Annotated in this window: 10 protein-coding genes; 5 read left to right on the top strand and 5 right to left on the bottom strand. The window is 41.3% G+C overall.

Going from position 1 to position 13,453, the window contains the following annotated elements:
* Positions 1 to 56: 56 nt before the first annotated feature.
* Genes accA through lpxB form a run of 4 tightly spaced genes read right to left on the bottom strand, consistent with a single transcriptional unit; the run spans position 57 to position 6,273 of the window.
* Positions 57 to 1,013 carry an acetyl-CoA carboxylase carboxyl transferase subunit alpha gene (accA, locus tag GQR38_RS11615; RefSeq protein WP_007581016.1) on the bottom strand — a complete coding sequence of 319 codons (957 nt, stop codon included), beginning with the start codon at positions 1,011 to 1,013 and terminating at the stop codon, positions 57 to 59.
* Between the two features lie 16 nt (positions 1,014 to 1,029).
* Positions 1,030 to 4,521: a DNA polymerase III subunit alpha gene (gene dnaE, locus GQR38_RS11610; RefSeq protein ID WP_010553736.1), complete on the bottom strand. Its 3,492-nt coding sequence runs from the start codon at positions 4,519 to 4,521 to the stop codon at positions 1,030 to 1,032.
* A 2-nt stretch (positions 4,522 to 4,523) separates the two neighbouring features.
* Positions 4,524 to 5,126: a ribonuclease HII gene (gene rnhB, locus GQR38_RS11605; protein ID WP_010553737.1), complete on the bottom strand. Its 603-nt coding sequence runs from the start codon at positions 5,124 to 5,126 to the stop codon at positions 4,524 to 4,526.
* Positions 5,116 to 6,273, bottom strand: coding sequence for a lipid-A-disaccharide synthase (gene lpxB / locus GQR38_RS11600; protein ID WP_165721619.1), 1,158 nt, complete (start codon positions 6,271 to 6,273; stop codon positions 5,116 to 5,118). Before lpxB ends, rnhB begins: the two co-directional genes overlap by 11 nt.
* Positions 6,274 to 6,574: 301 nt before the next feature.
* Here lpxB and GQR38_RS11595 point away from each other — a divergent pair, with 301 nt between their 5' ends.
* The 5 genes from GQR38_RS11595 to cydC are packed head-to-tail and all read left to right on the top strand — an operon-like array spanning position 6,575 to position 12,992.
* Positions 6,575 to 8,158, top strand: a complete 1,584-nt coding sequence (locus tag GQR38_RS11595; protein ID WP_010553739.1) for a cytochrome ubiquinol oxidase subunit I — start codon at positions 6,575 to 6,577, stop codon at positions 8,156 to 8,158.
* Positions 8,155 to 9,294 (top strand): cytochrome d ubiquinol oxidase subunit II, encoded by a 1,140-nt coding sequence (gene cydB / locus GQR38_RS11590; RefSeq protein ID WP_007581007.1) that lies wholly within the window; start codon positions 8,155 to 8,157, stop codon positions 9,292 to 9,294. The genes GQR38_RS11595 and cydB overlap by 4 nt, the downstream gene beginning before the upstream one ends.
* Before the next feature lie 12 nt (positions 9,295 to 9,306).
* Complete coding sequence (cydX, locus tag GQR38_RS11585; protein WP_002958303.1) at positions 9,307 to 9,471, top strand: cytochrome bd-I oxidase subunit CydX; 165 nt, start codon at positions 9,307 to 9,309, stop codon at positions 9,469 to 9,471.
* The gene (gene cydD / locus GQR38_RS11580; protein WP_007581004.1) at positions 9,461 to 11,254 is read left to right on the top strand and encodes a thiol reductant ABC exporter subunit CydD; all 1,794 of its coding nucleotides are present in this window, start codon (positions 9,461 to 9,463) and stop codon (positions 11,252 to 11,254) included. Before cydX ends, cydD begins: the two co-directional genes overlap by 11 nt.
* Complete coding sequence (cydC, locus tag GQR38_RS11575) at positions 11,247 to 12,992, top strand: thiol reductant ABC exporter subunit CydC (RefSeq protein ID WP_165721618.1); 1,746 nt, start codon at positions 11,247 to 11,249, stop codon at positions 12,990 to 12,992. Before cydD ends, cydC begins: the two co-directional genes overlap by 8 nt.
* Here cydC and GQR38_RS11570 read toward each other — a convergent pair.
* A complete protein-coding gene (locus GQR38_RS11570) occupies positions 12,975 to 13,367 on the bottom strand; it encodes a septal ring lytic transglycosylase RlpA family protein (RefSeq protein ID WP_010553743.1) in 393 nt (130 codons plus the stop codon). The two genes, cydC and GQR38_RS11570, sit on opposite strands and share 18 nt — an antisense overlap.
* Positions 13,368 to 13,453: the final 86 nt, after the last annotated feature.

Raw genomic sequence — 13,453 nt, 5'->3', positions numbered from 1 at the left:
TGAACATTTTAAAGCAAAAAAGCCGCATAAGCGGCTTTTTTTAACATTTAATGTGTTTAGCAATAACCAAACGACATTAAACGTTTATAACGTTGATCAAGCATTTCTTCAAGCGTAAGCGCTTGTAGGTCTGCTAAGTCACGTTTAAGGCGAACTTTTAAGTTACGTGCCATAGCATCGTAATTGCGGTGCGCGCCACCTAGAGGTTCATCAATTAAGTTACTGATTAAATCTAGTTCTTTAACTCGCTCTGCGGTTACACCCATTGCTTCTGCTGCAAGTGGTGCTTTGTCGGCGCTTTTCCAAAGAATAGACGCACAACCTTCAGGAGAAATTACAGAGTAAGTGCTGTATTGCAACATGTTAACTCTGTCGCCAACACCAATCGCTAATGCACCACCTGAACCGCCTTCACCGATAACCGTACATATTGTCGGCACTTTAAGTGTCGCCATTACTTTTAAGTTACGCGCGATTGCTTCAGATTGACCACGTTCTTCAGCGCCAACACCTGGGTATGCACCCGGCGTGTCGATAAAAGTCATAATTGGCATTTTAAAACGCTCAGCCATTTCCATTAAGCGTAATGCTTTACGGTAACCTTCTGGCTTTGGCATACCAAAGTTGCGTTTAATTTTTTCAGCAGTGTCACGGCCTTTTTGTTGGCCAATAACCATTACTGGTTCGCCATCTAAACGCGCAACGCCTCCTAAAATAGCCGGATCGTTAGCAAAAGTACGATCGCCAGCAAACTCGTCAAATTCCGTGAAAATGCGCTCGATATAATCTCGAGTGTAAGGACGCAACGGATGACGTGCTAACTGTGATACTTGCCAAGCGCCTAAATTAGAAAAAATCTCCTGTTTTTGTTTGGCACTTTTTTCTTTTAATTTGCTGACTTCCTCTTCTAACTCAAGGTCTAATTCGCCAGCGCGGCTTATATTTTGTAATTCTTCAATTTTTGCTTCTAATTCTGCAATTGGAAGCTCAAAATCAAGATAATTGAGGCTCATGCTCTAAACTACCTAATCAGTTAAATTCTAGTTCTACATCTTGCGCAGCCATTAGTGATAACTTATGAATTAAGTCGTCACTTGGCGTAACACACCATTCGATCCCAAGAGTTAATTGCGCCAACGCATCTGGACGTTGGTAATAAACCTTGATCGGACACGTTCCCATTTTATAGGGTTCGAGTACTTTTTGTAATTTATCGAAGAAACCTGCCTCGACTTGCACCATGTTCAGCGTCATTTTAATCGCTTTAATACGCTTTTCACGCGCTTGAGCAATGGTGTTTATTTCTCTGGCGGTCATTGTAATACCACCGGAGAAGTTATCAAAGCTGACCTGTCCAGATATTACCAAGATATTGTTAACTTGGAGCATATCTTGGTACTTTTCAAACTCGTCTGAATACAAGCGTACATCAATCCGTGCACTCTTGTCATCTAAAGTTACTAAGGCCCAACGATTTCCTTTTTTGTTAATTAATACCCTAGAAGCAATCACCAAACCTGCGGCTGTTGCAAATACATCGCGGTTCGTTGGCTGTAAATCAACTATTTTTCCGCTGGTATAATGCCTAAGTTCGCGGCGGTACTGATTTATCGGATGCCCAGTTAAATAAAGGCCTAGGGTTTCTTTTTCACCATCTAACCATTCGTTATCAGTTAGGCCTGTGGCTTTAATAAAGGCTTGTTCTACTTCATCAGGCTCAGTGGCTAATAAACCAAACAAATCACTTTGCCCTAATAGCTCAGCTTTGTTGTGTTGGTCGGCTGCCCGCATTGCACTTTTTAAACTCGCTAGTAATGTAGCACGGCCAGCTTGGGTTTTTTCTGGCCCTAAATTATCTAGTGCACCTGAATAAATTAATTTTTCGGTCACGCGTTTATTTAAGCGTTTTAAATCAACTCGGGCACAAAAATCAAATAAATCTTTAAATGGGCCCCCTTTTGCACGCGCTTCTAATATTGCATCAACCGGTGCTTCACCTACGCCTTTTATCGCGCCAATGCCGTAAACAATCTCGCCTTGCAAGTTTACTGTAAACTTAAACTCACCTGCATTCACATCTGGCGGCAATAAGGTGAGCTTCATGTTTTCACATTCATCCACCAAAATAACGATTTTGTCGGTGTTATCCATATCAGCCGACATTACCGCAGCCATAAACTCTGCAGGATGATGCGTTTTCATCCACAGCGTTTGATACGAAACAAGTGCATACGCCGCCGAGTGAGATTTATTAAAACCGTAACCTGCGAACTTTTCTACCAAGTCGAAGATTTTTATTGCGAGTTCGCCGTCAATGCCGTTATTTCTTGCGCCATCTTCAAACGTTGAACGCTGCTTTGCCATTTCTTCGGGTTTTTTCTTACCCATTGCACGACGCAGCATGTCGGCACCACCTAGCGTGTAACCTGCTAGTACTTGCGCAATTTGCATTACTTGTTCTTGATACAAAATAATGCCGTACGTTGGATCAAGTATTGGTTTTAAGCTTTCGTGCTGATACTGCGCATCTGGGTATGAGATTTCTTCGCGGCCCAGTTTTCGGTCGATAAAGTTATCTACCATGCCTGATTGCAGCGGACCTGGTCGGAACAAGGCCACGAGTGCAATCATATCTTCAAAGCAGTCGGGCTTAAGTCGGCGTACTAAGTCTTTCATACCGCGCGACTCTAGCTGGAATACAGCAGTCGTTTCAGCGCGAAGTAGCAACTCAATACTTTTTTTATCATCCAGTGGGATGGTATTTATATCAACGAGGTCTTTACCTTGGCGCTCCATGCGCACATTGGTCATTTCGACCGCCCACTGCAATATAGTCAGTGTACGTAAACCCAAGAAATCGAACTTAACTAAGCCTGCAGTTTCTACGTCGTTTTTATCAAATTGCGTTACCGGAAACTTACCTTCGTCATCGCAATAAAGCGCGGCAAAGTCGGTAATAGTGGTTGGCGATATTACTACGCCACCCGCATGTTTACCGGCGTTACGTGTACACCCTTCTAGGATGCGACACATGTCGATTAAATCTTTTACTTCGTTATCGCCATCGTAGGCTTCTTGCAAGCGCGGCTCTATATCAAACGCTTTAGCAAGTGTCATCCCAGGATCGCCGGGGATCATTTTAGAAATACGATCAACAAACCCGTAAGGGTGCCCAAGCACTCGCCCTACATCGCGTATTACTGCTTTTGCAGCCATGGTGCCAAAGGTAATAATTTGCGATACCGCATTACGCCCATACAAAGCCGATACGTGATCAATTACTTCGTCTCGTCTATCCATACAAAAATCGACGTCGAAATCGGGCATTGATACACGTTCTGGATTCAAAAACCGCTCAAAAAGCAAGTCGAATTCAAGTGGGTCCAAATCGGTAATTTTAAGTGCGTACGCAACTAACGAACCCGCACCTGAACCACGACCAGGTCCAACAGGAATATTGTTATCTTTACTCCACTGAATAAACTCCATTACGATTAAGAAGTAACCTGGGAATCCCATTTGGTTAATTACGCCAAGCTCTATATCAAGTCGCTCATCGTATTCTACACGTTTTACTTTTCGCTCTTCTTCGTCGGGGAATAAAAACTGTAATCGCTCTTCAAGACCATCTTCTGACACTTTAACTAAAAACTCATCAATCTTAAGTGAGCCAGTTGGGTAATCAGGTAAAAAGTAAGTCCCTAGCTGAACCGTTACATTACAACGTTTAGCTATTTCTACTGTGTTTTGTAGCGCTTCTGGAATGTCGCTAAACAGCTCAGCCATTTGCTCTGATGTTTTTAGGTATTGTTCTTCAGAGAATCGTTTAGGCCTGCGTTTATCGTCAAGCGTGTAGCCGTCAAAAATAGCAACGCGAATTTCGTGCGCTTCAAAGTTTTCTGGCTTTAAAAACACTACTTCATTGGTTGCTACAACAGGTAACTGCTCTTTGGTAGCAAGCTCTACCGCCATGTGTAAGTAGTCTTCTTCAAGCGGTCGGTTAGTGCGAACAAGCTCAAGGTAGTAGTTATCGCTAAAATGCTGCTTGTAAAAGCTAACTACCGATTCAATAACACTTGGATTATTTTTTAATAACGCTTTACCTAAGTCACCATCTTTAGCGCCCGAGAGAATAATTAAGCCCGTTTTATGCTCCACCAGCCATTCTCGGTCAATCACTGGGCGATGAAACACATGCCCACGTTGATACGCTTTTGATATTAATAAGGTAATATTTTTATAGCCGTCGTTGTCTTTGGCTAATATGGTTAAGCGGCTTGGCTCATCAGGAAATTCTGGGCTACGAACCCAAAAGTCAGCACCCACAATAGGCTTAATACCGGCGTTATGTGTTGCGCCGTAAAAACGCACTAAGCCACAAAAGTTCATTTGATCGGTAATCGCAATAGCGGGCATTTGCAGCTCTTGCGCTTTAGCAACTATTGGCTTTGTTTTAGCAAGGCCGTCAACCATCGAAAAATCTGAATGAACTCTTAAATGAACAAAATCAGGAGCAGCCATGCTTAACCCTCACCATTGGCTTGCGCCAATACACGCTGCACAGGTTTAAAGCTTTTACGATGCTCATCAATCGCGCCGTACTGCTCAAGCGCTGCAAAATGTGCTTTTGTTGGATACCCTTTGTGCCCTGCAAAGCCATATTCAGGGTGGCGTTTATCAAGCTCAATCATTTCGTCATCACGTGCTACTTTAGCTAAAATAGACGCCGCTGAAATTTCTGCCACTAAGCTATCGCCTTTAACAATAGCTTGCGCTGGCATAGTGAGTTTTGGCAAACGATTACCATCTATAAATACAAATTCAGGTTGCGTACTTAATGCCTCTACTGCACGGGTCATGGCAAGCATAGTCGCGTGCAGAATATTTAACTCATCAATTTCTGTTGGATTGCAGCGCCCATAGGCATAACACAATGCTTTTTCTTTTATTTCAATCGCAAGCGCTTGGCGTTTTTTATCTGTTAATTTTTTAGAATCCGCTAAGCCAGCAATTGGTTTAGTGGGATCTAAAATGACGGCGGCAGTAACTACATCACCAACAAGCGGGCCGCGCCCTACTTCATCTACACCGGCAATTAAGGATACATTAGGTCTATCAATTTGCATTTATTAACTCCGCCACAGCGTTGGCTGCTTGTTCGCTGGCATTTAATCTAATTTTTTCGTGAATAGCTAAAAAGCGTGCTTTTAGCTCTTTGTTATCAGTGTTGAGCATAGGAGTAAGCGCATTTGTCAAATTAGCCACATTACACTCACTTTGTAAAAACTCAGGCACTAACTCTTCGTCTGCTAATAAGTTAGGCAACGAAAAATACTTAATATTAAACGTAAATAAAGTTTTAAATATCCAATAGCTCAAAGGCTTTATTTTATAGCCCACTACCATTGGCTTTTTATAAAGCATGCCTTCGAGTGTTGCAGTGCCCGACGCTAATAAAATAGCATCAGCAGCTTGCATCGCTAATTTTGATTGTCCATCAAGCAGGTTAACATTAAGGTTTGGCGCGGTAGCGTTTAATATATCAGTAAACTGCGCTTTGCGTTTTTCGTTAACCAGTGGCACCACAATTTTAAGATTGGGGTTTTTAGCTTGCAGCTCTGCGGCTGTTTTAATGTAAGTTTCACTTAGTAAACCAACTTCTGAGCCTCGGCTACCAGGAAGTAACGCCAGTACTTTGTCATCAAGGCTTAAGCCGAGTTCTGCACGTGCTTTAGTATCGTCGTGCTCAAGTGCTATATCGTCAGCCAAGGTATGTCCTACAAATGTACATGGCACTTGGTGTTTATCGTAAAACTCTTTTTCAAATGGCAGTAACGCAAGCACTAAGTTAGTGGCTGCACTTATTGTATGTATACGCTTTTCGCGCCACGCCCAAACAGATGGACTTACATATTGTACTGTTTTAATGCCCGCATCTTTAAGTGGCTTTTCAACGCGTAAGTTAAAATCGGGTGCATCAATACCAATAAATACATCAGGTGGGTTATCTACAAAATGCTGCACGAGTTGTTTACGTATTTTAAGCAAACGCGGTAGACGCCCTAGCACCTCAACAAGCCCCATTACCGAAAGCTCATCCATGTCGTAAAGTGTTTTACAGCCCTGCGCTTGCATTTTAGGTCCTGCTATTCCTTCAAAAATAGCGTCCGGAAAATGTTTTTTAAGGGCTTTAATTAAACCTTCACCTAAAATATCGCCCGACAGTTCACCTGCCACAATACCAATTCGTAGTTGTTTTTTATCTTTATTCATTTGATTTTATTTCACAAGTAAACCAGGCGTTCATGCTTGTTAGTTTACCGTGTTTTACTGTTTGGTTAAACGCTTTAAATAACTGGTTTTTTATCACGTAAGTTAAGGCTTTATGTTGTTTGTTTTTAATACTGATGTAGCATAGGAAATATATATTAAGTTTTACTAATATGTATGTTGACAAAAATTGCACAAAAGTAAATACTATTACAAACTTTCAGTAATTACTGAAAGTTCATTAAACCTTAACTTTGCCAATTAAATGTTGCCCTGTTAATCCGTCACTCTCAAGGAGCCAATAATGATAGATGAAACCTTTGTGGATCTATCGCGATTACAGTTTGCTGTTACCGCTCTCTTTCATTTCTTATTCGTACCGTTAACGATAGGTATGACCTGGATTTTAGTTATTATGGAATCGGTTTATGTTATGACCGGTCGCGAAATTTATCGTGATATGACTAAGTTTTGGGGAAAATTGTTTGGTATTAACTTTGCAATTGGTGTGGCAACAGGCCTTACCATGGAATTTGAGTTTGGTACTAACTGGTCTTATTACTCCCATTACGTAGGTGATGTTTTTGGGGCTCCCCTGGCTATTGAAGGTTTAATGGCATTCTTTTTAGAATCGACCTTTGTAGGTATGTTCTTTTTAGGCTGGGACAGACTCTCTAAACGCCAACATTTAGGTGCAACCTTTTTAATGGCCATTGGTACTAACATGTCAGCCCTGTGGATTTTGATTGCCAACGGTTGGATGCAAAACCCAGTAGGTGCTGAATTTAACTATCAAACCATGCGCATGGAAATGACCAGCTTTGCAGAGCTTGTGTTTAACCCTGTAGCACAAGTTAAGTTTATTCATACCGTATCGGCAGGTTATGTAGCTGCGTCTATGTTTGTACTGGGCATAAGTAGTTGGTACATATTAAAAGGTCGTGATTTAGCGTTTGCTAAACGTTCTTTTTCGGTCGCATCGGGCTTTGGTTTAGCATCAATTTTATGTGTAATTTTACTTGGTGACGAATCAGGCTACGAAGTAGGTGAAGTTCAAAAAGTAAAACTTGCCACGATTGAAGCTGAATGGCACACAGAAGAAGCTCCGGCTGCGTTTACCGCATTTGGTTTTCCTGATTCAGAAGAGCAAGTAACACATGCTGCGGTTAAAATACCTTACGCACTTGGGTTAATTGCTACGCGTTCACTTGATGAGCAAGTAACGGGTATTAACGACCTAGAAAAACAACACGAAGTACGTATTCGCAACGGTATGATTGCTTATGAATACCTTACAAAACTCAGAAACGGTGAAGATACGCCAGAAAATGTTGCTAAGTTTAATACCCTAAAAGATGATTTAGGTTATGGCTTGCTACTTAAGCGCTACACACCTGATGTTGTAGATGCTACCGAAGAGCACATTCAAAAAGCCGTTAAAGACTCTTTCCCTAAAGTAGGCCCTATGTTTTGGTCATTTAGGATTATGGTTGCCTGTGGTGTAGCCATGTTGGGTGTATTTATATTGGCATTTTACTACAACGCACATCGCGTTATTGAGCAAAAGCGCTGGTTGTTATGGGCTGCCGTATTGAGCATTCCACTACCTTGGATAGCGATTGAATTTGGCTGGATAGTTGCTGAGTATGGACGTCAACCTTGGGCTATATCTGAAATACTGCCGACCTTTTTAGCCACGTCGTCACTAACAGTAAACGATATTTTAATTAGCTTAACTGGATTTATTGTTTTCTATACTGGTTTAGCCATTGTTGAAGGTTGGTTGATGATCCGCTTTGTTAAGCAAGGACCAAGCTCGCTACATACTGGTAAATATCATTTTGAATTGCCAAATAAAACTGATCAAACTGAAGGAGAGCAATCATGATTTTTGATTATGAAACATTAAAAATGCTTTGGTGGTTGATCATTGGTGTGCTGCTTATTGGCTTTGCTATTACCGATGGCATGGATATGGGCGTTGCTATGTTGCTTCGCCTAGTTGGTAAAACAGATTCAGAGCGCCGTACGGTAATTAATACCATTGGTCCACACTGGGATGGTAACCAAGTATGGTTTATTACCGCAGGCGGCGCGTTATTTGCAGCGTGGCCTATGGTTTATGCAGCTGCATTTTCGGGCTTTTACTTTGCCATGATGCTAGTACTCTTTGCTCTATTTTTTAGACCACTAGGGTTTGATTACCGCAGTAAAGTAGACTCAAAACGCTGGCGTAATAACTGGGATTGGGGCTTGCTTGCAGGCAGCGCAATTCCAGCATTAGTTTTTGGTGTTGCTTTTGGTAACTTATTTTTAGGCGTACCATTTAATATTGATAACTTAATGCGTGTTAGCTACCAAGGTTCATTTTTTGGTTTACTTAACCCGTTTGGTTTGCTTGCTGGTTTAGTGAGTATCACTATGCTAATTGCTCATGCGGGGATGTGGTTACAGCTTCGTACAGCTGATGCAGTAGCAGATCGCTCAGGGCAATATGGTCGTTATTCACTGATTGTGTTTATTATACTGTTTGCAGGCGCTGGTTTTTGGGTTGCTAATTTAACGGGTTACCAAATTGTATCTATGCCTGATACACAAAGCCATGCAGATCCATTAGCTAAAGTAGTAACAACAGCCCAAGGCGCGTGGCTTAGCAATTACAGTGAACGCCCATGGACTATGACCTTTCCTATTTTAGCGTTTGCAATGGCACTAAGTGCGCTATTTTTTTCTAAATTGAACAAACCAGCACTTGGACTTATTTCAACAAGCTTAATGTTAATTGGCGTGATTATGACGGCCGGTGTTTCACTGTTCCCATTTATTATGCCATCAAGCAACAATCCAAATATTAGCTTAACAATTTGGGATGCGGTATCGAGCCATAAAACGCTCAATGTAATGTTTGTTGCAGTGTGTATTTTTGTCCCACTTATTTTAACTTACACCACCTGGTGTTATGTAAAAATGTGGCGCAGAGTAACGGTTGAAGAAATTGAAAACAACACTCACGGTAGCTACTAAGGAGACTAAACTATGTGGTATTTCGCTTGGATTTTAGGTGTACTTTTGGCCTGTACCTTAGGTGTAATAAATGTAATGTGGTACGAATTTCATCAAAATAAAAACAGCATTGCTGATGATGAACAAGCCATGCACGATTTATTAAACGATGCTAACAACACAAAAGATGACGACTAACCCCCGACCAGATCGCGCGCAGCAGCAATCACTGCGCGCTTTTTTAAAGCGTCAAAGTAAACCCGCTGCAGTGTGGTTAAAGTTAAGCATTGCACTGGGTACTTTTAACGCATTACTGATGATTGCAGGTGCTTATTTACTTGCGCAAACTATTCACAACGTTATGTTTGAAGGTAATAATTTAGCCCAAGTTACTCATTTATTATGGCCCTTAGCAGGCATTATTTTATTGCGCGCGGTGTTTTTAGCATTAAGCGAACGCTTGAGTGCATATGCTGCACTTAAAATAAAATCGGCTATGCGCCAAACACTTCTAAATAAGCTCAGCTTACTTGGCCCAAGCTATATAGAACAACACGGCCAAGGCGCTACATTAAATACCCTACATAATGGCGTAGAAGCACTCCACGACTATTATGCTAAATACCTACCCGGTGCTGCTTACAGCGCGCTTATTCCGCTGGCAATATTGGTTGTTATTTTTCCGACAGATTATAAAGCTGGGTTGATATTTTTATTAACCGCCCCGCTCATTCCTTTTTTCATGATTTTGGTAGGCTCAAAAGCCGAAGCTTTAAACCAAAAACGCTGGAAGCAACTTGCTGTACTGGGCAATTACTTTTTTGACCGCGTACAAGGTTTAACTCAACTCAAGCTATTTAATGCAACACGTACCGAGCTTAAACAAATAGCTAAAATTTCAGATGATTTTAGACACGCTACACTCGATGTTTTAAAGATCGCGTTTTTATCATCATTTGCACTTGAGTTTTTAGCCACCATTAGCGTGGCATTAGTCGCAGTAATTATTGGTTTTAGACTGTTTTTTGGCACTCTTGATTTTGCTACTGGCTTTGTGGTGCTACTTTTAGCGCCTGAATTTTATTTACCACTGCGCCAGCTAGGTAGCCATTACCATGCACGCTTACAAGGCATTAGTGCCGCTGCCGATATGGTTGCGATTTTAAATGCACCACTGCCAAGTGACGAAAATGCGTCAGCGACTACAAACACGCCTGAAAACAATTTAACTTTAAATACAATTAACTCCATAAGTATTACCGACCTTAATTTTATATACCCAGATAGTAACGAAGGGATTAAAAATATAAATTTAACACTGCCAAATAAAGGCTTAATTGCAGTTGTGGGCAGTAGTGGCTCAGGTAAAAGTACGTTGTTTGATTGCTTATTAGGGTTTCACCCTGAGGTGATAAACCACCTATCTATTAATGATCAGAGTTTAAGCACAACCGATATTACTTACCTGCAAAATAACATTGCATGGATACCACAAAAAGCGACGCTGTTTTACGACACCATTGCTGCCAACATTAAATTGGCCAAACCAACTGCCACACAGCAAGAGCTTGAACATGCAGCAAAGCAAGCTGGTGTGCTTGAATTTATAAATACCCTACCCGATGGTTTTAACACACTGATAGGTGAGCAAGGGGAAGGACTTTCTGGCGGGCAAAAGCAACGTATCGCACTCGCACGTGCATTCATAAAACAAGCACCAGTTTTAGTGCTTGATGAGCCTACAGCGCACCTTGATAGCCAAACAGAGCAGCTTATTCAAGATGCTATTAATGAATATGCTAAAAATAACTTAGTATTAGTCATTGCTCATCGACTAAATACCGTTAAACATGCCAGCAATATCATTGTTATGCACGATGGGAAAATAGCTGAGCAAGGTCACTTTGAAACACTTGCAGCGCAAAATGGTGCATTTGCTGATTTATTAAAAACGGCCAAACAAGGGGTTGCGCATGCATAATTTTATTCGCTTATTAAAGCTTTGTGCTCCTCATTATAAAGCGATGCTATTGGGTACATTTTTAGCAACGATTACGGTATTAGCTAATGTGGGCTTGTTGGCTATTTCTGGCTGGTTTTTAGCATCAATGGCAGCTGCAGGTCTTGCGGGCGTGCAAATGAACTACTTTACTCCAGCAGGCACGATTCGTTTTTTAGCAATTGTACGAACTGCATCGCGCTATGGCGAACGCCTAGTTACTCATAACGCCACGTTTTTATTACTAAGTGAAATACGTACCAATGTCTTTGCAACGTTAAGTAAGCTTAACAATGTTGATTTAGCAATGAGCCGCAGCGCTGATCTAGTTAACCGATTACAAAACGATGTAGACGCACTCGACAAGTTTTATTTAAACGTTTTGCTTCCTATGCTGGTCGCTCTTTTAAGTGTGCCAATCATCATGCTGTTTATGTCGGCCTATAATGGCAACGTCGCCCTTATTTGCTTTACTGGCATTATACTTATAGGTGTGGTTATACCTGCCCTACTCAGCGCAAAGCTCACTAAAAACAGCCATAAAGAAACACAACTTAGTGCACAACTTCGCTCTGAGCTTTCAGATACACTCACAGGCCTTAGAGAGCTTAGTATTTATCAAGCCCGTTCGCAGCAACTTAATAAGTGCGACGAATTAAGCGAGCAGTACAATCAGCAATTATTTATTCGCCACAAAGCACTAGCAAACTCAGATGGGTTAAGCTTGTTGGTTGTTCAATTAGCGATGCTTGCTAGCATAGTAACCATTGTCCCACTGGTTTACACCAACAGTATGGTAAATGTAGAACTTGCTATGTTAAGTTTATTTGTACTGGCAAGCTTTGAAAGCGTATTGCTACTACCCAATGCGTTTATAGAGCTTCCTAGTGTATTAAAAGCAGCAGAGCGGTTGTTTACACTTGAAGATAAAGCCGCTAACTCACAAGCTAAAGATGCACATGTAGACGTTGATGAAAACTTTAGCGCGCAAAACCACACGTTAGCACTTAACAATATTAGCTACCAATATGGTGAGCAAACAGCGCTTACTAATATCAGTTTTGAGCTAATGCCCCAGCAAAAAGTAGCGATTGTAGGTAGAAGCGGCAGCGGTAAAACAACGCTTGTAAATCTACTTACTGGTTTATGGCCTTTACAACAAGGCAGCATAACGCTAAACAATCAAAATAGCGTTGTTGACTTACATTCGTTAAATAATGATATACGCGCAAGTGTGATAAATATATTAGCCCAGCAACACCATATTTTTGATGGCACACTGAGTGAAAATTTACGTTATGCCGCGCCAAATGCAACTAAAGAGCAAATGATTGAAGCCCTCTCGTTAGCGCAATTAAGCCCGTGGTTTAATGAGCTAAAAGAAGGTTTAAAAACACGATTAGGCACTGGCGGGCGTAATGTGTCGCAAGGTCAGTCTAGACGTATAGCCATTGCACAAGCATTACTTAAAAGCCCAGCTATTTTAGTTCTTGATGAACCAACAGAAGGTCTTGATAATCAGTCTAAGCAAGGGGTAATGCAAGCAATAATGCATGTTATGAATAACGCGAACGTACTCACAATTACGCACGATCCCGCTCTACTTGCTCAAATGGATAATGTTGTATGGTTGGAAGGCGGTAAAGTAGTCGCACAAGGCTCTCATAAAGAGCTCAGTGGGGCTTATCCTGGTTATGTTGCGCTAACTACCCGGTTTTAAAACCTTTACTGATACATCAATAACGCCGACCTTAGGGTCGGCTATCTTTTTAAACATACTTTTTGATAAATCAATAATACGACCTCGCACATACGGGCCTCTATCGTTAATTCTTACCGTGACTGATTTGTTATTGGCTAGATTAGTAACAACCACCGTAGTACCAAAATCGAATTCTAAATGGGCTGCCGTGGCGGCTTGTTGACTAAAGCGCTCTCCGTTGGCGGTTGTTCTTCCGTGGTATTTATCAGCATAAAAAGATGCTTTCCCAACTTGAGTGATTTCTCCAGCAGATGATTTAACAATAGGCTGGCTACTACAAGCGGCTAAAACTGAAGTAATAAAAAGAGTGACAACTAACTTAGGTAAACGCATAGGACGGCTTTTATTATATAAATTACCCGCATACTAACTCAATTACCCTGAGTATTAACTGAATTAGCTTAAAGCAGGGCAATAAA

Origin of the sequence: Pseudoalteromonas sp. c7(2019), from assembly GCF_011378625.1 — a bacterium.
Taxonomy (GTDB): Bacteria; Pseudomonadota; Gammaproteobacteria; order Enterobacterales; family Alteromonadaceae; genus Pseudoalteromonas; species Pseudoalteromonas arctica.
This window is presented reverse-complemented; position numbering and strand designations above follow the sequence as displayed.

Excerpts from the sequence above, each read along its gene's own strand:
- accA (WP_007581016.1), bottom strand. The coding sequence starts at position 1,013 with ATGAGCCTCAATTATCTTGATTTTGAGCTTCCAATTGCAGAATTAGAA.
- dnaE (WP_010553736.1), bottom strand. The coding sequence starts at position 4,521 with ATGGCTGCTCCTGATTTTGTTCATTTAAGAGTTCATTCAGATTTTTCG.
- rnhB (WP_010553737.1), bottom strand. The coding sequence starts at position 5,126 with ATGCAAATTGATAGACCTAATGTATCCTTAATTGCCGGTGTAGATGAA.
- lpxB (WP_165721619.1), bottom strand. The coding sequence starts at position 6,273 with ATGAATAAAGATAAAAAACAACTACGAATTGGTATTGTGGCAGGTGAA.
- GQR38_RS11595 (WP_010553739.1), top strand. The coding sequence starts at position 6,575 with ATGATAGATGAAACCTTTGTGGATCTATCGCGATTACAGTTTGCTGTT.
- cydB (WP_007581007.1), top strand. The coding sequence starts at position 8,155 with ATGATTTTTGATTATGAAACATTAAAAATGCTTTGGTGGTTGATCATT.
- cydX (WP_002958303.1), top strand. The coding sequence starts at position 9,307 with ATGTGGTATTTCGCTTGGATTTTAGGTGTACTTTTGGCCTGTACCTTA.
- cydD (WP_007581004.1), top strand. The coding sequence starts at position 9,461 with ATGACGACTAACCCCCGACCAGATCGCGCGCAGCAGCAATCACTGCGC.
- cydC (WP_165721618.1), top strand. The coding sequence starts at position 11,247 with ATGCATAATTTTATTCGCTTATTAAAGCTTTGTGCTCCTCATTATAAA.
- GQR38_RS11570 (WP_010553743.1), bottom strand. The coding sequence starts at position 13,367 with ATGCGTTTACCTAAGTTAGTTGTCACTCTTTTTATTACTTCAGTTTTA.